This window comes from Pseudomonas sp. yb_2, from assembly GCF_043103905.1.
GTDB lineage: Bacteria > Pseudomonadota > Gammaproteobacteria > Pseudomonadales > Pseudomonadaceae > Aquipseudomonas > Aquipseudomonas alloputida.
The window spans coordinates 87,164-107,807 of record NZ_JBICKH010000024.1 but is presented as its reverse complement, the minus strand read 5'-3'; the positions used below and the strand labels follow the sequence as shown (position 1 = coordinate 107,807).

Below are 20,644 nucleotides of genomic sequence, written 5' to 3'. Positions count from 1 at the left end.
CGCGCCTACACCCGCCGCGGCAGGTGCCCACGAGTCACCAACTCGGCAAACTGCCGGGCGTTCAGCGGCCGGGCAAACAACCAGCCCTGGCCATAATTGACCCCCTCGCTGTTCAGCAGCACCGCCTGGTCCTCGAACTCGATTCCTTCGGCAATTACCCGCAGGTGCAAGTCATGGGCCATGCGGATGATATGCGGGGCCACACCGCTACTGGCGGCATCGTGGCCCAGAGCGTCGATGAATGCCTTGTCGATTTTCAGGCAGTCCACTGGCAGGGTTTGCAGGTAGGCCAGGCTGCAATAACCGGTACCAAAGTCGTCGATCAGCACCTGGTGCCCCACGGCACGTAGCGCCTGCAGATTGTCACGGGCGACCACCACGTCGATCAGGCCGCGCTCGGTCACCTCGAAGGCAATCTGGCTGGGCGCCACTCGATGCAAGGCCAACAAGCGCGCCGCCACCCGGCCAATACGTGGCACCATCACATCGCAGGCCGCCAGGTTTATCGATATGTATAGCTTGGGGTGCGAGCGCAGTAGCTGTCCGAGCTGTTCAAGCACACGCTGCAGGACAAAGTCGGTGATCTGGCGAATCTGCCCGGTATTCTCCGCCAGCGGAATGAAAAGGTCCGGGCTGGTCAGGGTGCCGTCCGGGCGGCGCCAGCGCACCAAGGCCTCGGCGCCCACACAGCGCCGGCTGTCGAGCTCGATGATTGGCTGGTAGAGCACCTGCAGCTCTCCACGACGCAAGGCATTCTGCAACTCTGAACTCATCGACCGTCGTTGCAGAATCAACTGCAGTACCAACCAACCGATGCAGCAGGCCGCCAGCACGCTACCGGGGAACAGCAACCAGAGCATGCCGTTCATCTTCAACGGCAGACTGGCCCTCGGGGCAATCAGCACCAACTGGTAATCCGGCGACTTGGTCGGCATTCGGTAGATCAGCCGATCACTGAGTTCCAACAGAGACTTGTGGCTGGTCGACCAGGCCGAGGGTGGTGGCCATACCTGTGGCGGGCCGAGCACCGGAATGGCCCGGGCGCCGTTGTCCAGCACCACCACCAGGCTGCCACCTGGGGGCAGGTCCACCACATCGGTCAAATGCCCACGGGAGGTGGAAACCAGAAACTTGCCCCGACCCAGCATCAGTGCTGCCAGGTTCTCGTTCGGCTCGGTGGTGGTGTTAAGCCAGTAGCTGTACGTCGGCCCCTGGATATCTGGCGCCCGCAAGGGAACGAACGCTCGCTCATCACCGCGGTTGGAGCAGGCAACATTGCCATCTACATAAGCCGCTTCATAGATGAACCGCGAGTTCAGGCCAACCTGCTGCAAGGCTGCCAACATTGCCGGGCTGCAGCCGCGCAAGGGTTGGGCCTGCAGCAGATCGACCCCTTCGCGCAGTTGGCCGAACACCTGTTCGAGCCGTTCCAGAAAACGCTCGCCCTGGGCATTCATCTGTTCGCTTTCGCTTTGTTTCATTTGTTGCAGGGCAATGCCGATGCTGGCAGAGAGCAACACCGCGGCGCTGGCCAGCGCTGCCAAAGTGGCCAGCATCCAGGGACGGTAAAAAATTTGGCGCAGCAAGGCGATGAAGGCTGACATCGAAGGCATCCAGTTGATAACCAAGGTATAGCAACGGAATCAATAATCACCCTCACCGTTTGGCGCTTCGCTGCAATCCACCCACGCGCTTTGTAGAAACAGCCTTGTGGCTGCGATGCGACCGCTAAGTCGATACAACTGCGTCGACCCAACTCGCCTCTTCGCAGCGCAAGGCTTTGCAACAAGGACCCCGCCCGCCGTGACTCAACGCATGCGGTTAAGTACCTGCAGCATCGCTGCTGTCTGCGCATCCGGCATACCGTCGAAGCGCTGCGGGCGGAAGCGCATCTGGAAGGCGGCGACCACATGACGTGTGGCGACATCCAGCACGCCGGTCTGCTCGATCTGATAGCCAAACCGTGCCAGCTCCTGCTGGTACCAGCCAACGCTTGGCGGGTTGACGCTGAAGTAGGCTTGCTGCCGTGCCACCGCGTTGGCATCCGGCCAGATACCCAGCCCGGCGTCGGCCAGGCGCTTCCACGGGAACAATGGCCCCGGGTCCAGCTTGCGCAGCGGGGCGATGTCACTATGGCCGATGATATGGCGTGGTTCGATGTTGTTGCGTTTGACAATGTCCTTGAGCAGCGCGATCAGCGCCTGGACCTGCGCCTCGCTGTAAGGGTGCCAGACCCGGCCGTTCGGGGTGTCGGTGAAGCCCGGGTTGACGATCTCGATACCAATGGACGAGGAGTTCAGCCAGGTGCGCCCCTGCCACTGGCTCTCACCGGCATGCCAGGCGCGACGGTTTTCATCTACCAGCTGATACACCGTAGCCGGGCCATCGCCGATCAGGTAATGGCTGCTGACTTCACCATGGGTAAGCAGCGCCAGCGAGCGCTCCAGCGAAGCATTGGTGTAATGCAGGACAACGAACTGGATGCGGTTGTCCTGATTGGCCGAAGGGTGACTGCGGTCGATGCGCAGGCCCGTCGAGCAACCGGCGACAGACAACAGCAAAAAGGAAATCAGGGTTTTTTTAAGCGTGGAAAGCACGTCAGTGGCCTCAGCGTATGAGCGCTACAGTATAACGTGCTCACCTGCGCTGTGCCTGCCGGACAGCGGCTGGCTAACCATGCTCGACGCGATTACGCCCCAGCTCCTTTGCCCGGTACAGCGCTGCATCGGCCCTTTTGAGCACCTGGTCGCTGCGTTCGCCAGAACGGAATGCACCCAGGCCGATGGAGGTGGTGATCACCACCCGTTCTCCCTTGAAGTGGAATGGGCAGGCTTCGACTGTGGCACGCAACACCTCGGCCACTTGCGCAGCGACTGCGGGCGTAGTCTGCGGCAGCAGCATGACGAATTCCTCGCCGCCAAAACGGGCGATGAAATCACGGCCCCGCAGACGCTTGCGCAACTGGTCGGCCACGATCTTGAGGACCTTGTCCCCAGCCAGATGACCATAGTTGTCGTTGATGCGTTTGAAATGGTCCAGATCAAGAATCGCCATCGCCAGATGGCCGCCGTTTTCCTGCCAGTCAAGCATTTCGCGTTCGACTCGCTCGCTCCAGGCCGCACGGTTGGGCAGGCCGGTGAGCGGGTCCAGCAGGGCTTTCTGGCGCTGTTCTTCCAGGTGCTCGCGATAGCCAAGCGCCTCATGCTCCATGCTCGCCACCCGCTCCGACAAGCCTTGCAGGCGACCGGCCAGTTCCTGCTCGCGGCGATCACGCTCGTGCTTGTGCTCGTCCATCGTCACCAGCAAGCCTTCCAGGCGGTTTTCCAGAATGTGCTTGAGGCTGTCTACATCGGCGGCACCTTGCACGCTGCTCTGCAGGCCGTCGACGTGCTCACGCAGTTGGCTATCCAGCTCGCGGGCAGCGGTGCTGTTGTCCGCGTGGCCGGCGCTGGCCTCGTGCAGGTGGCTCTGGAAACCTTCCAGGCGTTCATTGAGCTGCTGCAGGTAGGTTTCGAATTCGTGCTGCCCGCTGTCGGTGATCGCCAGCATGAGTACTGCCAAGTCATCCAGCACCGGGATCAGTTCATACCAGTTCAAGCCGCGAGCAACCCGCTCGCGCATTTCCTGCGCCTGAGCCTTGTGTCGCTCGGGCAGGCTGAGGTCATCGAGCAGACCGATCAGGGTCTGCTCGATGTGCGCGGCAACCTGGCTGTAAGGCGGCTCCACTGCGTAGGGCAGGGCATAGGGGCCGTCTTCACCAAAGGTTTCTTCAAGAGCTTGTAAGGGTTCTGCCTCAGCCAACGACTCGCTGGCGGAAACTTCAGCTTCCGGCAATGGCGTCTTGTCCCTTGGCAACGGGGCTGGCGGCATTTCGGCCGTTTCGATCAGCGCCGGGCCAAATGCCTCCAGCTCAAGCTCGGGCGCTTCGGCCACCTCGGCAGTCGGAACAGCAGGGGCCGGCAACGGTTGTAGCGCATCGACGTCATCGTGCCGCGAGGGCTCGGCACTGCCGGCTGCCTGGGGTACAACCTCGGCAGCAGGTAACGCTACCGGCGCAAGCTCTGCTCCTGCCTGTGCATCTTCCTCGCGGCTTCCAAACAACCGCTGCAGAAAACCGGGTCGGGCTTCTTCACTCGGCTTGCCAAGGGCCGACAGCGCGCGCCCCTGCAAGCCGCTCAACTCGCCCAACAGCGGCGGCAGCTCGCGTGACTGGGCAACCCCGCCCTCGAGCTTCTTCGCCAGTTTTTTCAATGGCCGCGAGATATCGCTGGGCAGGGGCAGGCCTTGCAGTTGGCCAACCAGTGCGGTCAGCGCATCGCTGACCTGGTTCATGCGGGTTTCGCGACGCTGTTCGGAATCCAGTACCGCTTTCTCAAGGCGCGGAATCAAGCCAGCGAGGCCGGCGTCCATGTTGTCGCTGCGAATGACATCGCGCATTTCCTTCATGCACTCGTCTACCACCTTGTCACTGCCTTCAGCAGCCAGGGTGCTGCGCACCAGGCCTCGGCGCAACAGGTCAAGACGGGCATCCCAACGGCGCTCGAGCTTTTCTTGCTGCTCGATGCTTTTAAGGTATTTTTCTTTCCAGCGCTCAGCGTCTTCAGTCATGCCCGGGTCCGCAAACGGTGATGGCAATTAGCTCAAAACCGGCAGCGTATCCACAGTCAATGCATCAGGCAATCGAATCTCGACAGCAACGGGAAGGTGGTCCGAAATTGGCTGCGCCAGCACCTCGACACGCTCCAGCGTGAGGCTTGAACTGAGCAGAATATGATCGAGGCAACGCTGCGGTCGCCAGCTGGGGAAGGTGGCCTCGACTTGTGGGGCGACCAGGCCCAAATCGCGTAGCGGCGAATGCTCCAGCAGGTCAGTGGCATGGGTGTTCATGTCACCCATCAGCACCTGGTGACGGTAACCGCCTATCAGCTCGCGGATATAACCCAGCTGCAGGGCCCGGGTCTTGGCCCCCAATGCCAGGTGCATCATCACCACTATCAGCGCATCTTCGCCTTCGCCAAACCGCACCAGAATCGCGCCACGCCCGGCCGGGCCAGGCAACGGATGGTCTTCGAGCAGTTGCGGCTTCAGGCGGCTGAGCACACCGTTGCTGTGCTGGGCAAAACGCCCAAGGTTGCGGTTGAGCTGCTGGTACCAGTAGGGGAAGGCCCCCAAGTGGGCCAGGTGTTCGACCTGGTTGACGTAGCCCGAGCGCAGGCTGCCACCATCGGCTTCCTGCAGGGCCACCAGATCGAAGTCGCCCAGCAGCCTGCCGATCTTCTGCAGGTTACCGGCACGGCCGTTATGCGGCAGCAGGTGCTGCCAGCTACGCGTCAGGTAATGGCGGTAGCGCTCGGTGCTGATGCCCACCTGGATGTTGAAACTGAGCAGCCGCAGACGGCCATCCTCGGGCAGGCCCGGGGCCTGCAGGTGATGCTCGTTGACCTGCGGCTCGTGCAGGCCAATGCCACGCGTAGCTCTGAAGCGAGGCATGGGTGACGCCGCCTACTTGGCAGCGCGCTCCTTGTCGATCAGCTGGTCGGCGACATTCAGCACGCCTTCCGGTCCGCCGGCAGTCCCCAGGTCGAAGCGGTACTTGCCGTTGACGACCAGGCTCGGTACACCGGTGATCTCATACTTCTTAGCCAATTCCTTGGCCTGTTTGACCTGGCCCTTGATGGCGAACGAGTCGAAGGTGGCGAGGAACTTGTCCTTGTCCACACCTTGAGTGGCGAGGAAGTCGGCCATCTCGTTCTTGTCGGTCAGGCGCTTGTGCTGGTTCTGGATGGCATCGAACACCGCAGCATGAACCTTGTGCTCGACGCCCATGGCTTCGAGGGTCAGGAACATCTGGCCGTGTGCATCCCACGGGCCACCGAACATGGCCGGTACGCGCTTGAAGTTGACGTCCTTCGGCAGCTTTTCAGCCCAAGGGTTGATGGTCGGCTCGAAGTGGTAGCAGTGTGGGCAGCCGTACCAGAACAGCTCGACGACTTCGATCTTGCCAGGCACGGAAACCGGAACAGGGTTGCTCAGCTCGATGTATTCCTTGCCGGCGACAGGCTCGGCAGCCTGAACGGCAGTCATACCGAATACGCTGGCGGCGACCAGCGCAGCGCTGAGAATCAGTTTACGCATGCTTTACTCCTGAGCAGTCATGGGTCGCCACGACGCGACCTGCACTGAGACAGGCCGGGAAGGGCTCGAGTTCTGTAGTGTAACGGCTGCGGACGGAAAAAAGGGCAGCCCGGCCGCCCTTTCATCATTGACCTACAACATTAACCGAAAGTTAATGCAGCCCCTGGATGTAGCTGGCCAACGCTTCGATGTCATGGTTGCTCAGCTTGCCAGCGATGGTGCGCATGGTCATGGCATCGCCATCGTTGGTGCGGTTGCCTTCGCGGAAGTCAGTGAGCTGCTTGGCCACGTACTGCGAGTGTTGCCCGCCCAGGTGCGGGAAGCCGGCCAGGGCGATGCCCGCGCCGTTGGGCGAGTGGCAGCCAGTGCAGGCCGGCATGCCCTTTTCCAGGTCGCCGCCATTGAACAACGCGCGGCCGCGCTCGACCAGCTTGGGATCGGCGGCCCCCACGCTGCCTTTTTGGCTGGAGAAGTAGGCGGCGATATCGGCCAGATCCTGGTCGCTGAATGCGGCCAGCATGCCGGTCATTTCCAGCACGGTACGCTTGCCCGACTTGATATCGTGAAGTTGTTTTTCGAGATAGCGCTGGCCTTGGCCGGCCAGTTTCGGGAAGTTCGGTGCCAGGCTGTTGCCGTCGGGATTGTGGCAGGCGCCACAGACGGCGGTCTTGGCCTGGCCAGCGGCGGCATCGCCTTTGATAGGTTGCGCAGCAGTGGCCGCACCAGCGACACCCAAGGTCAACAGCAGACTCACGACTAGTTTGTTCATCAGCTAATCCAACACGGCTAAGGGTGAAATGTTATGTATCGGGACTGCCGCTCATCCAAAGGATGACCAAACGGTAGTCCTCGGCACTGCAGTCCATGCACAATCCACGCGGCGGCATAGCCTTGAAACCCTGGGTCACGTGCTTCACCAGTACATCCATGCCTTGCGCCAGCCTTGGCTCCCATGCTGCCCGGTCACCCCGTCTGGGTGCCTGTGGCAACTGCCCGGTGTGACAGGCCGCACACGTGCGGTTGTACAACACCTCGGGATCCTGTGTAGCCTGTGCGCTGAAAAACGGCAGGAACATACCGACAGCAAGCAGCCATTTCGCCATGCGGAACGACCTTCAGGGTTGGGGGCCGCGCTGCGTTCTGTTGCGCGAGCTATTGTTCGACACCCCATGCCCGTTCTCCTTCGCTGGGAGAATGAGCACACAAAAACTGGGGCATTATATACTTCCGCCATCCAAACGGAAACGACACCGCTTGCCAGGCTTGGCTCTACAAAGTCAGGCAACACCCACATCGGATATCCCATGCAAGTCAAGAACCCCATCCTCGGCCTCTGCCAGAAAGCCAAATTCGCCCTCAGCGCAGCCAAGGTCGAACAATGCCCGGACGACCAGGGTTACGAGGTGGCTTTTGCCGGCCGTTCCAACGCCGGCAAATCCAGCGCCCTCAATACCCTGACCCATGCCAGCCTGGCGCGTACCTCGAAGACTCCCGGGCGCACCCAGCTGTTGAATTTCTTCAGTCTGGACGATGAACGGCGTTTGGTCGACCTGCCGGGCTATGGTTATGCAAAAGTCCCGATTCCGCTCAAGCAGCACTGGCAGAAACACCTGGAAGCCTACCTGGGCAGCCGTGAGTGCCTGCGTGGCGTGATCCTGATGATGGACGTGCGTCACCCGATGACCGACTTCGACAAGATGATGCTCGACTGGGCCAAGGCCAGCAGCATGCCGATGCACATCCTGCTGACCAAGGCCGACAAGCTGACCCACGGCGCCGGCAAGAACACATTGCTGAAAGTGCAGTCGGAAATCCGCAAGGGCTGGGGGGATGGCGTGACCATCCAGCTGTTCTCGGCACCCAAGCGCCTGGGCGTGGAAGACGCCTACCGTGTGCTGGCGGACTGGATGGAACTGGAAGACAAGCCGGTCGTTTAGTGGTTTGCGCCTGACCCGGGTTTACCCGCGAATGCGGCGGTGTATTCGACATCGCATTCGCGAGTAAACCCGCTCCCGGCAAATTCCGGGCAAAAAAAACCCCGGACTTCGTATGGGGAGGGGGAAGTTCGGGGTCCAAGTCCGGACCGCTAGGGCGGGGTCCAGATATCTGCCAACACTTAACACAACATAGGAGCATCGAAGGGCTTCACCAGCCATTCAGTTACTCTGAGTTCCGCTTCACCGGTTTAGTTCCGAAGCCCATAAAACTATTTGCGATAGTTTCATGAAACTTAAGCACCCCCGGCACTGAGCGGTGCACGGATCCGCGTCACTACGTCGCAGATCCTACACAGTTTTACCTGCTCAATCAGTGAGCTTCGTCCCAATTCGCACCAACGCCTGCTTCGACAAGCAGCGGCACATCCAGCTGCGCGGCCTGGCTCATGTGCTGGCGAATTTCATCTTTCACCTGCTGCACCAGGTCCTCGCGTACTTCAAGCACCAGTTCGTCGTGCACCTGCAGGATCACCCGGGCATCCAGCCCGCTCTCGCTCAACCAGTTATCTACCTTGACCATGGCACGCTTGATGATGTCGGCAGCAGTACCCTGCATCGGGGCGTTGATCGCCGTGCGCTCGGCGCCCTTGCGCAGGGCAGGGTTCTTGGCATTGATGTCTGGCAAGTACAGCCGGCGGCCAAACAGGGTTTCGACAAAGCCTTGCTCGGCCGCCTGGGCGCGGGTGCGCTCCATATAGGCCAGCACGCCCGGGTAGCGGGCAAAGTAGCGGTCGATGTAGTCCTGTGACTGCTTGCGGTCGACGCCAATCTGCTTGGCCAGGCCAAAGGCGCTCATGCCGTAGATCAGGCCGAAGTTGATGGCCTTGGCGCTGCGGCGCTGGTCGGTGGTCACGTCTTCCAGGGCCACACCGAACACTTCGGCTGCTGTGGCGCGGTGCACGTCCAGGTCATTGCGGAAGGCATGCAGCAAGCCTTCGTCCTTGGCCAGGTGGGCCATGATACGCAGCTCGATCTGTGAATAGTCCGCCGCCAGAAGCTTGTAACCCGGACTGGCGATGAACGCCTGGCGGATACGCCGCCCTTCAGCGGTGCGGATCGGGATGTTCTGCAAGTTCGGGTCGCTCGACGACAACCGGCCGGTGGCCGCCACGGCCTGCTGGTAGGACGTGTGGATACGCCCGGTGCGCGGGTTGATCTGCCCCGGTAACTTGTCGGTGTAGGTGCTCTTGAGCTTGCTCAGGCTGCGGTACTGCATCAGCACCTCTGGCAGCGGGTAGCCTTGCAAGGCCAGTTCGTCGAGCACTGCTTCGGCGGTGGATGGCTGGCCCTTGGCGGTCTTGCTCAACACCGGCATGCCCAGCTTGTCGTAAAGGATCGTGCCCAGCTGCTTGGGCGAGCCGAGGTTGAATGTCTCACCGGCGAGCTCGTAGGCACGCAGCTCCAGCTCAGCCATCTTCACGCCCAGCTCACCGCTCTGTACTTTCAACAGCTCGGCATCGACCAGTGCACCCTGGCGCTCGATCCTGGCCAGCACCGGCACCAGCGGCATCTCGATATCCATCAGCACCGGTTGCACGCTCGGCGTCTGTGCCAGGCGGGCCTGCAATGCATGGTGCAGGCGCAGGGTGATGTCGGCGTCCTCGGCGGCGTAGGGGCCGGCCTTGTCCAGGTTGATCTGGTTGAAGGTAAGCTGCTTGGCACCCTTGCCGGCGATGTCCTCGAAGGCGATCGTGGTGTGGTCGAGGTACTTCTGCGCCAGGCTGTCCATGTCATGACGGGTGGCGGTGGAGTTCAGCACGTACGACTCGAGCATGGTGTCGTAGGCCACACCGCGCATCTCGATGGCGGGGGAGCCATTGGCGAGGATGTTGATGTCGTACTTGGCGTTCTGCCCGACCTTGGCCTTGGCCGGGTCCTCCAGCAGTGGTTTCAGCGCCAGCAGCACGGCCTCGCGGTCCAGCTGGACCGGCGCGCCTTCGTAATCGTGGGCCAGCGGCACATAGGCCGCTTCATGCGGCTCGACAGCGAAGGACAGGCCGACCAATTGCGCCTGCTGGGCGTCCAGGCCGGTGGTCTCGGTGTCGAAGGCAAATAGCGGTGCCTGGCGCAGCTTCTCCAGCCAGGCGTCGAAACGGGCCTGGTCGAGAATGGTTTCGTATTTGGCCTCGACCTTGGCCGCAGGCTCCACAGCCGGGGCGACATCATCACCAGCCTTGGCCGCATCGCGCTGCACTTCGGCGACCCAGCTCTTGAACTCCATCTCGGTGTACAACGCCAGCAGCGCCTCGCGGTCAGGTTCACCGCACACCAGCGCCTCGACCTCCACATCCAGCGGCACGTCAACCTTGATGGTGGCCAGTTCGTAGGACAGGAATGCCGCGTCGCGGTGCTCCTCCAGCTTGGCCGGCAAGGTCTTGGCGCCGCGAATGGCCAGCGCTGGCACTTTGTCCAGGTTGGCGTAAAGGTCGCTGAGACCGCCGCCGATGCCGGTCAACAGCCCCACCGCCGTTTTTTCGCCCACGCCCGGCACGCCGGGGATGTTGTCGACCTTGTCACCCATCAGGGCCAGGAAGTCGATAATGTGTTCCGGGCCGACGCCGAATTTCTCGTGCACGCCAGCCACGTCCAGCACGCTTCCGGTCATGGTGTTGACCAAGGTAATGTGACCGTCCACCAGCTGCGCCATGTCCTTGTCACCGGTCGAGATGATCACCGGGCGATCCAGGGCGGCGCTGCTGCGCGCCAGGGTGCCGATCACGTCGTCAGCCTCGACGCCCTCCACGCACAGCAGCGGGTAGCCCAGCGCCTTGACGCTGGCGTGCAGCGGCTCGATCTGGACCCGGAGGTCATCCGGCATGCTGGGGCGGTTGGCCTTGTACTCGGCGAACATGGCATCGCGGAAAGTGCCGCCCTTGGCGTCGAACACCACGGCGAAGAGGCTGTCGGGGTATTGCTTGCGCAGGCTCTTGAGCATGTTCAGCACACCCTTCACCGCGCCGGTCGGCATGCCCTTGGACGTGGTCAGCGGTGGCAGCGCGTGGAAGGCGCGATAAAGGTAGGAGGAACCGTCCACCAGGACGAGGGGCGCTTGGCTCATGAGCAGAATCAACCTTTTCGACGGGTCCGGCGCTAGAATAGCCAGAATCATTGACGACAAAGGGACTAGGTTATCATGCGCACACTCAATCGCCTGTTACTGCTCGGCCTGTTGGCAACCATGCCTGTCGTCACCCTGGCGGCGGACGACGCCCCCTCGGCCGATCCCGAGGTGACCATTCGCACGGAAGGCGATAAAACCATCCAGGAATACCGGCAGAACGGCTTCCTGTATGCGATCAAGATCACGCCGAAAAACGGCAAGCCTTATTTTCTGGTACGCGCTGATGGCACTGATGCCAATTTCATTCGATCCGACCAGCCGGACATGCTGATTCCGTCCTGGAAGATCTTCGAGTGGTAAGCTGACGCGCACCGTTCACATCAACCCGGCACTTCCCGGCGGAAGTGCCCGTATGGGCAATTTTTCATCATGTCAGTCTTCACCCCCGTGACCCGGCCTGAGCTGGAAACCTTTCTGGCGCCGTACGAGCTGGGCCGTCTGCTCGACTTCCAGGGCATTGCCGCCGGTACCGAGAACAGCAATTTCTTCGTCAGCCTCGAACAGGGGGAGTTCGTCCTGACGCTGATCGAGCGTGGGCCCAGCGAGGACATGCCGTTCTTCATCGAGCTGCTCGATACCCTGCACGGTGCCGACATGCCGGTGCCCTATGCCATTCGTGATCGCGACGGCAACGGCCTGCGCGAGCTGTGCGGCAAGCCGGCATTGCTGCAGCCCAGGCTGTCGGGCAAACACATCAAGGCACCCAACAACCAGCACTGCGCCCAGGTCGGCGAACTACTGGCACACATTCACCTGGCCACCCGCGAGCACATCATCGAGCGCCGCACCGACCGCGGCCTGGACTGGATGCTGGCCTCGGGTGCCGAGCTACTGCCACGCCTGACTGCGGAGCAAGCCGCATTGCTGCAGCCAGCGCTGGACGAAATCAGCGCACACAAGGCGCAGATCCTGGCCTTGCCGCGGGCCAACCTGCATGCCGACCTGTTCCGCGACAACGTGATGTTCGAAGGCACCCACCTGACCGGTGTGATCGACTTCTACAATGCCTGCTCCGGGCCGATGCTGTATGACATTGCCATCACCGTGAACGACTGGTGCCTGGATGAGCACGGAGCGGTGGATGTACCACGCGCCCAGGCGCTGCTGGCAGCTTACGCGGCGCTGCGGCCGTTCACTGCAGCCGAAGCCGAGCTGTGGCCGGAAATGTTGCGGGTAGGCTGCGTGCGTTTCTGGCTGTCGCGCCTGATTGCAGCCGAGTCGTTCGCCGGGATGGATGTGATGATCCACGATCCGAGCGAGTTCGAAGTGCGTCTGGCGCAGCGCCAGCAGGTGGCTTTGCACCTGCCGTTCGCGCTGTAGACCGCGTCTGCCTCTTCGCGGGCACGCCCGCTCCCACAGGTACAATGACAAACTCAAGGTTTGAGTATATCCCTGTGGGAGCGGGCGTGCCCGCGAAGGGGCCGGTACAGGCTTACAACTGCTCCAGGCAGCCTGCCAGGTCACCGCCCAGCTTCTCCAGCAAGCGCTCATACCCTTTGCCATCCACCGGATCGGTGCCACCCAAGGCATCCAGCTCGGCCAGGCGCACCGGCAACCCGGCAGTCAGGGTCTCGGCCAATCGCGGCCGCAGTGGCGGCTCGCTGAACACGCAGGTCTTGCCCACTTCCTGAAGACGCTTGCGCATGGCCGCCACATGTTGCGCCCCAGGCTGCACCTCGGATGCCACGCTGAACACGCCCGCGTGCTTCAAGCCATATTCAGCTTCAAAATAGTCGAAGGCTTCGTGGAAGACGAAGTACGGCTTGCTGGCAATACCGGTCACGCGCGCCTTGATACGCCCATCCAACGCATCCAGGCGTTCATCGAAGGCCTTCAGGTTGCTCTGATAGCGAGCCGCATTGGCCGGGTCGACCTGGGCCAGGTCAGCTGCCATTTTTGCCGCGATTACTCGCGCATTGACCGACGATAGCCACAAATGCGCATCCAGGCTGCCTGGGCGGTGATCGTGGTCATGATCGTCATGGTCTGCTTCCTCATGGGAATGGCTGTCCTCGCCAAAGTGGCGCAGCTTCATGCCCGGCAGCGACTGCACAGCCACTGTGGCCTTGCTGCGGCTTCCCAGCACACGCGCAAGGAAGTTCTCCATGTCCGGGCCGATCCAGTACAGCAGGTCGGCATCGCCTACCCGCCGCACGTCGGAGGGACGCAGCGCATAGTGGTGGGGTGAAGCGCCGGGCGGCAGCAGCACGTCAGGGCTGCCAACACCCTCCTGCACGGCAGCGGCAATCTGCTGCAAGGGCTTGATAGTGGTGAGCACACGCACGTCGGCCTGCGCGGATAATGCGATGAAAGCGACAAACAGAGCCAGGAATCGGGACACGGTGGATACTCGAATCTTCAGAAACAGGTAACATAATAACGTCTCTGTCCAGAACCGTCGCTGCCCATGTCCATCACACCGCTGGCCAACCGTCCTCACGACCACTCCCATTGCGTACACAGCGCACTGGCTGAAGCCGACGCCTTGTGCACCCGCCAGGGCCTGCGCCTGACAGCCCTGCGCCGCCGTGTGCTGGAGCTGGTGTGGCAGAGCCACAAGCCACTGGGCGCCTACGACATCCTCGCTGTGCTCAGTGAGCAGGACGGCCGCCGCGCCGCGCCGCCCACGGTGTACCGTGCGCTGGACTTCCTGCTGGAAAACGGCCTGGTACATCGCATCGCATCGCTCAACGCCTTCATCGGCTGCAGCCACCCCGAGCACGTGCACCAAGGCCAGTTCCTGATCTGTCGGGCCTGCCATGTGGCCATCGAGCTCGAGCAGAGCAGCATCAGCGAGGCCATCATCAACAGCGCCAAAGGCGTGGGTTTCACGGTCGAGACCCAGACCGTGGAAGTGGTCGGCCTGTGCGGTAACTGCCGGAGCGCGGCATGAGCGACGCCCTGATTCGCCTGGAGCAGGTCGGCGTCACCTTTGGCGGTGAGGCGGTGCTCGACAGCATCGACCTGTCGGTCGCCCCAGGCCAGATCGTCACCCTGATTGGCCCCAACGGGGCGGGTAAGACGACCTTGGTGCGGGCCGTACTTGGCCTGCTCAAGCCACATCGCGGCAAGGTATGGCGCAAACCCAAGCTGCGCATTGGCTACATGCCGCAGAAAATTCAGGTTGATGCCACACTGCCGCTGTCGGTGCTGCGCTTCCTGCGCCTGGTGCCAGGTGTAGACCGCGCGGCAGCCTTGTCGGCGCTGCAGGAAGTGGGTGCCGAGCAAGTCATCGACAGCCCGATCCAGACTATTTCCGGCGGCGAAATGCAACGCGTGCTGCTGGCCCGCGCCTTGCTGCGCGAACCCCAGTTGCTGGTGCTCGACGAACCGGTACAAGGTGTGGACGTGGTCGGCCAGACCGAGCTTTACAACCTCATCACCCGCCTGCGCGACCGCCACGGCTGCGGCGTACTGATGGTGTCCCACGACCTGCACCTGGTCATGAGCGCTACCGACCAGGTGGTGTGCCTGAACCGCCACGTGTGCTGCTCAGGTCACCCTGAGCAAGTCAGCGGTGATCCGGCGTTCGTCGAGCTGTTCGGCAAGACCGCACCGAGCCTGGCCATCTACCACCACCATCACGACCACAGCCACGACCTGCATGGCTCGGTGGTCGCCCCTGGCACCCATGTTCACGGAGAGCACTGCAAGCATGGCTGATTTTCTTCTCTACGCCTTGCTTGCCGGCTTGTCCCTGGCACTGGTTGCAGGCCCACTGGGCTCCTTCGTGGTATGGCGGCGCATGGCCTACTTTGGCGACACCCTGTCTCACGCCGCGCTGCTCGGTGTGGCCCTGGGCTTTGCCCTGGATGTCAGCCCGGCGCTGGCGGTAACCGTGGGCTGCCTGTTGCTGGCGATTCTGCTGGTGACATTGCAGCAACGCCAGCCGCTGGCCTCCGACACCCTCCTGGGTATCCTGGCCCCCAGCACCTTGTCGCTGGGCCTGGTGGTGCTGAGCTTCATGCACGATGTGCGCATTGACCTGATGGCTTACCTGTTCGGCGATCTGCTGGCCATCAGCACCACCGACCTGGCCTGGATCCTCGGCGGCAGTGCACTGGTCCTGCTGCTGCTCGCTGTGCTGTGGCGGCCGCTGCTGGCGGTTACCGTGCACGAAGAACTGGCTATGGTCGAAGGCCTGCCCGTGGCCGGCCTGCGCTTGGCGCTGATGCTGCTGATCGCAGTGGTTATTGCGGTTGCCATGAAAATTGTTGGCGTGTTGCTGATCACCTCGCTACTGATCATTCCCGCGGCTGCGGCACAGCGTCACGCCCGCTCACCAGAGCAGATGGCCCTGGGTGCCAGCCTGCTGGGTATCACCGCAGTGTGCGGCGGCCTGGCCATGTCCTGGTTCAAGGACACCCCCGCCGGGCCCTCGATCGTGGTCTGCGCCGCGGTGCTATTCTTGCTGAGCCTGGCCCTGCCAAAACGCTGAAACGCAGGGCGTGTGCAGGCACGCCTTGCAACCTTTGCCCGGTAAAGGGTCTGTAAGGCCTATTTTCGAGCGTGCGCACCTGGGTGTAGACTTGCTCGCTTTTTGCGCAAATAGAGAGTCGCAGGAATGAAGCCGTTCGCCTCCCGTTATCTGCTTGTTGCCGCGTTTTCCCTGATCCTGGCTGCCTGTTCCAATGCGCCGGTCGAACAGGCCACCGCACCTGCTCAAGCAGATGCCTGGCAGCAGTTGCAACAGAACATCGCCAGCAATGAGCTGGCTACCGCCGAAGACCAGCTTGCTGCACTGCAGGCCCAGTCGCCGGATGATGCACGCCTGGAGCAATACCAGCGCCAACTGGCCGAAGCTTACCTGCAACGTAGCCAGATCGTTCTGCAGAAGGGCGATGTAAACGCGGCAGCTACCGCCCTGGCCCGCGCCCGGGCACTGATGCCGCAGGCGCCAGCGGTGACCGGCGGGGATGCCGTGACCCAGGCCCGCAAGGCCGAACTGGAAAAGGCTGAAGCTGCGCTGAAAGCCGCCGAAGCCAAGCCCAAGGCACGCATCATCGACCCGACAGCGCCCAGTACCGTGGTGGCCTTGAAGACCACTGACAGCCGGGCGCTGCGCCGCCAACTGGACGACATTGCCGCCGATGTGGTGAGTTACCAGTGCGAAGTGGTATTCCAGGTACCGCGCACCGAGGATGCACCTTGGCTGAAGACCTTGCTGGAAAAACGCGTGCGCAAGATTGACAGTGGGTTTGAGCTGAAGCAGAAGCATCAGATCCAGCGCTCGCTGCCGGCACAGGTGGTGCTGGTCCCGCATCAGCAGTAAACGCTTCGCGGGTAAACCCGCTCCTACATCAGGAGGGGGTTTACCCGCGAAAAGGCCTTATCAGGCAGGAACAGTTTCAGCTGCCGCCTCCCGCTCCCACACCCGGTGGCCTTCAACCGCTTTGACAAAGGCATCCACTGCCTTCTGCTCATCCCCGAGCAGCAGCCCCTTGTCCTCCTTGAGCCCCAACGCTTTCGCCAATTCCTTGGTCAGCACCAGCGCCTTCAGGTGCTTGTAACCCTCCAGCACGAAATGCTTGGCCAATCCGCTAGCCGCCAGCGCATCCGTAGAGGCCTTGCCCGCAGGCACGACAATCCCGTCGAACATGATCGAAGGCATCCCCTCCATCGACGCCGCTACCGGCAGTTGTTTGCCATCCGCCGCCTTCACCGGCGCCGAGGTCGGCCCCAGCAGCATTGGCCGGGCACTGTGCGCTTCCAGGGCCTTGACCAGTTTGTCCACGCTGGCAGCGTCCACGCCATCTGCCACCAGCACAGCAATCTTGCGCCCCTTGATACCCACCGAACCTGGGTGGTTCATCTGGCTCAACGCAGGCGATTGCGCCAGCTGGCTACCCTTCACCTTCACCGTACCCGCTTTCGGCGCAGGGAGGCCCAGGTTGGCCGCAACCGCCGCCGCCAGCTTCAGGTCGATGTTGGCGAGAATTTCATTCACTTCCCGGGCGCGGATATGTTCACGCTCCACTTTGCCCAACTCGAAGCTGTAAGCCTTGATGATGTGCTGTTGCTCGGTCGGGCTCATGCTCTGGAAGAACAGCCGGGCCTGCGAGAAGTGATCGCCGAACGACTCACTGCGCTGGCGAATCTTGTGCGCATCGATACGCTCCTGATAGCTCTCGAAGCCGCCGTCTTGCGCCGCAGGCGGGGTTTCCTTTGGCCAGCCGCCATCAATCGAGTTGGGCTCGTAGGAAGCCCGGCCCTTGTGCACGACGTGCTGGTGCAACGCATCACGCTGGTTGTTGTGGTTCGGCGCTACCGGCCGGTTGATCGGGATCTGGTGGAAGTTCGGCCCACCCAGGCGGCTGATCTGGGTATCGGTGTACGAGAACAGCCGGCCCTGCAGCAGCGGGTCGTTGGTAAAGTCGATACCTGGCACGATATGGCCTGGGCAGAACGCCACCTGTTCGACCTCGGCAAAGAAATTGTCCGGGTTGCGGTTGAGCACCATCTTGCCCAGCGGCGTGACGGGTACCAGTTCCTCCGGGATGATCTTGGTCGGGTCCAACAGGTCGAAGTCGAATTTGTGTTCGTCAGCCTCAGGCACAATCTGCACGCCCAGTTCCCATTCCGGGTAGTCACCGGTTTCGATGGCTTCCCATAGGTCACGGCGCTGGAAGTCGGTGTCCTTGCCCGCCAGTTTCTGGGCTTCGTCCCACAGCAGGGAATGCACGCCCTGGCGTGGTTTCCAATGAAACTTGACGAAGCTGGCCACGCCCTTGGCATTGATCAGGCGGAAGGTATGCACGCCAAAGCCTTCCATCATTCGAAGGCTGCGCGGGATGGCGCGGTCAGACATGGCCCACATGACCATATGAGCCGACTCCGGCACCAGCGAGACGAAATCCCAGAAGGTGTCATGAGCCGAACCGCCGGTCGGTATCTCGTTGTGTGGCTCTGGCTTCACCGCGTGGACAAAATCGGGGAACTTGATGGCATCCTGGATGAAGAACACCGGCATGTTATTGCCGACCAAGTCGAAATTGCCTTCATCTGTATAGAACTTGACGGCAAAGCCCCGCACATCTCGCACCGTATCGCCAGAACCGCGTGGGCCCTGAACCGTCGAGAAGCGGACAAAAACCGGGGTGATCTTTTCCGGATCTTGCAGGAAGCCGGCCTTGGTCAGCTCGGCGTGGTTGCCATAGCTCTGGAAGAACCCGTGTGCCCCGGTACCGCGGGCGTGCACGATGCGCTCGGGGATACGCTCATGGTCGAAGTGGGTGATTTTCTCGCGCATGATGAAGTCTTCAAGCAGCGAAGGTCCGCGATCACCCGCCTTGAGGGAGTTCTGGTTGTCAGCAATGCGCACGCCTTGGTTGGTCCGCAGCGCCTGCCCGGTCGCATCGCTGCGGTCGGCCTCCAGGCTCTGCAGCTTGGCATTGGTGTTGGCCCTGTCGGGGGTCTGGGTACCGGCGGCCTCGCTGTGCTTGGGCGCATCCGTTTTCTTGCTGGGCATGATCGGCTCTCCTCATCAGTCTTAAGGCGTGCCCGTTCAGGGCTTGTCCAAGTAGTGACTGGAGGGCGTTGCCGAGCGTTCAATCAGGATTACCGGTTGTCGCGATATGCCCGATGGATTGGTGCATGACGAAATAAATGCTAAGAACAGCTATGGGAAAAGGCTAAAATGCGCGACCCCAGCTAACCGCTGACCCAAATTTCAATGCGCCCCACAAGGTTCGCTACGTGATCGAGTTCCAACAGGTACATAAAACCTACCGCGTTGCCGGTAGGGAAATCCCCGCACTGAATCCGACCAGCCTGACCATCGAAGATGGCCAGGTGTTCGGCCTGATCGGCCATTCCGGCGCTGGCAAAAGCACCATGCTGCGCCTGATCAACCGCCTGGAAGAACCTTCCGGCGGCACGATCATCGTCGACGGCGAAGACGTCACCGCGTTCAACGCCAGCCAGTTGCGCGGCTTCCGCCAGCAGGTCGGGATGATTTTCCAGCACTTCAACCTGCTGGCCTCCAAGACCGTCGCCGACAACGTCGCCCTGCCACTGGCCCTGGCCGGTGAGCTGTCGCGCAGCGAAATCGACAAGCGCGTCACCGAGCTACTGGCTCGCGTTGGCCTGTCGGACCACGCCAAAAAGTACCCGGCGCAGCTGTCCGGCGGCCAGAAGCAGCGCGTCGGCATCGCCCGCGCCCTGTCCACCAACCCGAAGATCCTGCTATGCGACGAGGCCACCAGTGCCCTCGACCCGCAAACCACGGCCTCGGTCCTGCAACTGCTGGCCGAGATCAACCGTGAACTGAAGCTGACCATTGTGCTGATCACTCACGAGATGGACGTGATCCGCCGTGTCTGCGACCGCGTGGCAGTGATGGACGCCGGTCAGATCGTCGAGCAAGGCTCGGTGGCCGAGGTGTTTCTGCACCCGCAGCACCCCACCACCAAGCGCTTCGTCCAGGAAGACGAGCAGGTCGACGAAGGCGAGCAGCGCGACGACTTTGCCCACGTGCCAGGCCGCATCGTACGCCTGACCTTCCAGGGCGACGCCACCTACGCGCCGCTGCTGGGCACCGTGGCCCGCGAAACCGGTGTGGACTACAGCATCCTCGCCGGGCGTATCGACCGCATCAAGGATGTCCCCTATGGCCAGCTCACTCTCGCCCTGATCGGCGGAGACATGGAAGCGGCGTTCGCCCGCTTCAAGGCAGCTGACGTACATATGGAGGTACTGCGTTGATGGACGCCCTGAATTTCTTTGCCAACGTCGACTGGGCCGAAATCTGGCTGGCCACCGTCGATACCATGATCATGCTGTTCGGCTCGCTGTTCTTCACCGTGCTACTGGGCCTGCCACTGGGCGTGCTGCTGTTCCTCTGCGGGCCAAAGCAGATGTTCGAACAGAAGGGCGTCTATGCGCTGCTGTCGCTGGTGGTCAACATCCTGCGCTCGCTGCCATTCATCATTTTGCTGATCGTGATGATCCCGTTCACCGTGCTGATCACCGGTACCTCGCTGGGCGTTGCAGGCGCCATCCCGCCGCTGGTGGTGGGTGCCACGCCGTTCTTTGCGCGCCTGGTTGAAACCGCCTTGCGTGAAGTGGACCGCGGCATCATCGAAGCCACCCAGTCGATGGGCGCCACCACCCGCCAGATCATCACCAGTGCGCTGCTGCCGGAGGCCCGTCCGGGCATCTTCGCGGCCATAACGGTAACCGCCATCACCCTGGTTTCTTACACTGCCATGGCCGGTGTGGTGGGTGCCGGGGGCCTTGGTGACCTGGCTATCCGCTTCGGTTACCAGCGTTTCCAGACCGATGTGATGGTAGTGACCGTGGTACTGCTGCTGGTACTGGTTCAAGTCCTGCAGAGCGTGGGCGACAAACTGGTCGTGCATTTTTCCCGTAAATAACCCCAATGGGGTCGGCC

The 20,644-nt window shown here is 62.0% G+C and carries 19 protein-coding genes; 9 read left to right on the top strand and 10 right to left on the bottom strand.

All coding sequences use genetic code 11. From position 1 onward, the window contains the following. Nucleotides 1–5 precede the first annotated feature (5 nt). The 7 genes from ACF8FB_RS05085 to ACF8FB_RS05055 all read right to left on the bottom strand — a co-directional run bounded on the left by ACF8FB_RS05085 (nt 6) and on the right by ACF8FB_RS05055 (nt 7,238). Entirely contained in the window at nt 6–1,604 is a 1,599-nt protein-coding gene (locus ACF8FB_RS05085; RefSeq protein WP_019437393.1) for an EAL domain-containing protein, read from the bottom strand. A gap of 204 nt (nt 1,605–1,808) precedes the next feature. Beyond that, nucleotides 1,809–2,597 carry an N-acetylmuramoyl-L-alanine amidase gene (locus ACF8FB_RS05080; RefSeq protein WP_010951525.1) on the bottom strand — a complete coding sequence of 263 codons (789 nt, stop codon included), beginning with the start codon at nt 2,595–2,597 and terminating at the stop codon, nt 1,809–1,811. A 73-nt stretch (nt 2,598–2,670) separates the two neighbouring features. After that, nucleotides 2,671–4,608 (bottom strand): GGDEF domain-containing protein, encoded by a 1,938-nt coding sequence (locus tag ACF8FB_RS05075; protein WP_010951524.1) that lies wholly within the window; start codon nt 4,606–4,608, stop codon nt 2,671–2,673. A gap of 27 nt (nt 4,609–4,635) precedes the next feature. Then, on the bottom strand, nt 4,636–5,490 hold the full coding sequence (locus ACF8FB_RS05070; RefSeq protein ID WP_003252985.1) for an endonuclease/exonuclease/phosphatase family protein: 855 nt from the start codon (nt 5,488–5,490) through the stop codon (nt 4,636–4,638). 12 nt (nt 5,491–5,502) lie between these two features. After that, the gene (dsbA, locus tag ACF8FB_RS05065; RefSeq protein WP_010951523.1) at nt 5,503–6,135 is read right to left on the bottom strand and encodes a thiol:disulfide interchange protein DsbA; all 633 of its coding nucleotides are present in this window, start codon (nt 6,133–6,135) and stop codon (nt 5,503–5,505) included. Nucleotides 6,136–6,286: 151 nt separating this feature from the next. Beyond that, the gene (locus ACF8FB_RS05060) at nt 6,287–6,904 is read right to left on the bottom strand and encodes a cytochrome c (RefSeq protein ID WP_003252989.1); all 618 of its coding nucleotides are present in this window, start codon (nt 6,902–6,904) and stop codon (nt 6,287–6,289) included. Nucleotides 6,905–6,935: 31 nt separating this feature from the next. Then, a complete protein-coding gene (locus tag ACF8FB_RS05055; protein ID WP_003252992.1) occupies nt 6,936–7,238 on the bottom strand; it encodes a cytochrome c5 family protein in 303 nt (100 codons plus the stop codon). 201 nt (nt 7,239–7,439) lie between these two features. On the opposite strand from ACF8FB_RS05055, the gene yihA reads away from it, so the two are divergent. After that, nucleotides 7,440–8,072: a ribosome biogenesis GTP-binding protein YihA/YsxC gene (gene yihA / locus ACF8FB_RS05050; protein ID WP_010951522.1), complete on the top strand. Its 633-nt coding sequence runs from the start codon at nt 7,440–7,442 to the stop codon at nt 8,070–8,072. A 370-nt stretch (nt 8,073–8,442) separates the two neighbouring features. Here yihA and polA read toward each other — a convergent pair whose 3' ends face one another. Then, on the bottom strand, nt 8,443–11,190 hold the full coding sequence (gene polA, locus ACF8FB_RS05045) for a DNA polymerase I (RefSeq protein WP_392511090.1): 2,748 nt from the start codon (nt 11,188–11,190) through the stop codon (nt 8,443–8,445). A 75-nt stretch (nt 11,191–11,265) separates the two neighbouring features. Between polA and ACF8FB_RS05040 the strand changes: the two genes are divergently transcribed. Both ACF8FB_RS05040 and ACF8FB_RS05035 read left to right on the top strand, forming a co-directional pair. Beyond that, nucleotides 11,266–11,553, top strand: coding sequence for a DUF2782 domain-containing protein (locus tag ACF8FB_RS05040; protein WP_010951520.1), 288 nt, complete (start codon nt 11,266–11,268; stop codon nt 11,551–11,553). A gap of 69 nt (nt 11,554–11,622) precedes the next feature. Continuing rightward, entirely contained in the window at nt 11,623–12,573 is a 951-nt protein-coding gene (locus ACF8FB_RS05035; protein WP_392511089.1) for a homoserine kinase, read from the top strand. A 112-nt stretch (nt 12,574–12,685) separates the two neighbouring features. On the opposite strand, the gene ACF8FB_RS05030 is transcribed toward ACF8FB_RS05035, so the two are convergent. Further along, nucleotides 12,686–13,594 (bottom strand): zinc ABC transporter substrate-binding protein, encoded by a 909-nt coding sequence (locus ACF8FB_RS05030; RefSeq protein WP_392511088.1) that lies wholly within the window; start codon nt 13,592–13,594, stop codon nt 12,686–12,688. 66 nt (nt 13,595–13,660) lie between these two features. Between ACF8FB_RS05030 and zur the strand changes: the two genes are divergently transcribed. The 4 genes from zur (at nt 13,661) to ACF8FB_RS05010 (ending at nt 16,525) form a co-directional block, all read left to right on the top strand. Then, the gene (gene zur / locus ACF8FB_RS05025; RefSeq protein WP_003253002.1) at nt 13,661–14,146 is read left to right on the top strand and encodes a zinc uptake transcriptional repressor Zur; all 486 of its coding nucleotides are present in this window, start codon (nt 13,661–13,663) and stop codon (nt 14,144–14,146) included. Then, on the top strand, nt 14,143–14,916 hold the full coding sequence (gene znuC, locus ACF8FB_RS05020) for a zinc ABC transporter ATP-binding protein ZnuC (RefSeq protein WP_003253004.1): 774 nt from the start codon (nt 14,143–14,145) through the stop codon (nt 14,914–14,916). Before zur ends, znuC begins: the two co-directional genes overlap by 4 nt. Beyond that, the gene (gene znuB, locus ACF8FB_RS05015) at nt 14,909–15,691 is read left to right on the top strand and encodes a zinc ABC transporter permease subunit ZnuB (protein ID WP_392509774.1); all 783 of its coding nucleotides are present in this window, start codon (nt 14,909–14,911) and stop codon (nt 15,689–15,691) included. The genes znuC and znuB overlap by 8 nt, the downstream gene beginning before the upstream one ends. A 126-nt stretch (nt 15,692–15,817) precedes the next feature. Beyond that, entirely contained in the window at nt 15,818–16,525 is a 708-nt protein-coding gene (locus tag ACF8FB_RS05010) for a PA5502 family lipoprotein (RefSeq protein ID WP_011953148.1), read from the top strand. A gap of 60 nt (nt 16,526–16,585) precedes the next feature. On the opposite strand, the gene katE is transcribed toward ACF8FB_RS05010, so the two are convergent. Continuing rightward, on the bottom strand, nt 16,586–18,721 hold the full coding sequence (gene katE, locus ACF8FB_RS05005; RefSeq protein ID WP_392509773.1) for a catalase HPII: 2,136 nt from the start codon (nt 18,719–18,721) through the stop codon (nt 16,586–16,588). A 227-nt stretch (nt 18,722–18,948) separates the two neighbouring features. Between katE and ACF8FB_RS05000 the strand changes: the two genes are divergently transcribed. Continuing rightward, nucleotides 18,949–19,956, top strand: a complete 1,008-nt coding sequence (locus tag ACF8FB_RS05000; RefSeq protein WP_003253013.1) for a methionine ABC transporter ATP-binding protein — start codon at nt 18,949–18,951, stop codon at nt 19,954–19,956. Beyond that, entirely contained in the window at nt 19,956–20,627 is a 672-nt protein-coding gene (locus tag ACF8FB_RS04995; protein WP_010951513.1) for a methionine ABC transporter permease, read from the top strand. The genes ACF8FB_RS05000 and ACF8FB_RS04995 overlap by 1 nt, the downstream gene beginning before the upstream one ends. Nucleotides 20,628–20,644: the final 17 nt, after the last annotated feature.

What these genes read in the sequence shown, in the direction of transcription:
- ACF8FB_RS05040 (WP_010951520.1), top strand. Translation starts at nt 11,266, where the DNA reads ATGCGCACACTCAATCGCCTGTTACTGCTCGGCCTGTTGGCAACCATG.
- ACF8FB_RS05055 (WP_003252992.1), bottom strand. Translation starts at nt 7,238, where the DNA reads ATGGCGAAATGGCTGCTTGCTGTCGGTATGTTCCTGCCGTTTTTCAGC.
- zur (WP_003253002.1), top strand. Translation starts at nt 13,661, where the DNA reads ATGTCCATCACACCGCTGGCCAACCGTCCTCACGACCACTCCCATTGC.
- ACF8FB_RS05060 (WP_003252989.1), bottom strand. Translation starts at nt 6,904, where the DNA reads ATGAACAAACTAGTCGTGAGTCTGCTGTTGACCTTGGGTGTCGCTGGT.
- ACF8FB_RS05070 (WP_003252985.1), bottom strand. Translation starts at nt 5,490, where the DNA reads ATGCCTCGCTTCAGAGCTACGCGTGGCATTGGCCTGCACGAGCCGCAG.
- katE (WP_392509773.1), bottom strand. Translation starts at nt 18,721, where the DNA reads ATGCCCAGCAAGAAAACGGATGCGCCCAAGCACAGCGAGGCCGCCGGT.
- znuC (WP_003253004.1), top strand. Translation starts at nt 14,143, where the DNA reads ATGAGCGACGCCCTGATTCGCCTGGAGCAGGTCGGCGTCACCTTTGGC.
- ACF8FB_RS05010 (WP_011953148.1), top strand. Translation starts at nt 15,818, where the DNA reads ATGAAGCCGTTCGCCTCCCGTTATCTGCTTGTTGCCGCGTTTTCCCTG.
- ACF8FB_RS05035 (WP_392511089.1), top strand. Translation starts at nt 11,623, where the DNA reads ATGTCAGTCTTCACCCCCGTGACCCGGCCTGAGCTGGAAACCTTTCTG.
- ACF8FB_RS05075 (WP_010951524.1), bottom strand. Translation starts at nt 4,608, where the DNA reads ATGACTGAAGACGCTGAGCGCTGGAAAGAAAAATACCTTAAAAGCATC.
- ACF8FB_RS04995 (WP_010951513.1), top strand. Translation starts at nt 19,956, where the DNA reads ATGGACGCCCTGAATTTCTTTGCCAACGTCGACTGGGCCGAAATCTGG.
- yihA (WP_010951522.1), top strand. Translation starts at nt 7,440, where the DNA reads ATGCAAGTCAAGAACCCCATCCTCGGCCTCTGCCAGAAAGCCAAATTC.
- polA (WP_392511090.1), bottom strand. Translation starts at nt 11,190, where the DNA reads ATGAGCCAAGCGCCCCTCGTCCTGGTGGACGGTTCCTCCTACCTTTAT.
- dsbA (WP_010951523.1), bottom strand. Translation starts at nt 6,135, where the DNA reads ATGCGTAAACTGATTCTCAGCGCTGCGCTGGTCGCCGCCAGCGTATTC.
- ACF8FB_RS05085 (WP_019437393.1), bottom strand. Translation starts at nt 1,604, where the DNA reads ATGTCAGCCTTCATCGCCTTGCTGCGCCAAATTTTTTACCGTCCCTGG.
- znuB (WP_392509774.1), top strand. Translation starts at nt 14,909, where the DNA reads ATGGCTGATTTTCTTCTCTACGCCTTGCTTGCCGGCTTGTCCCTGGCA.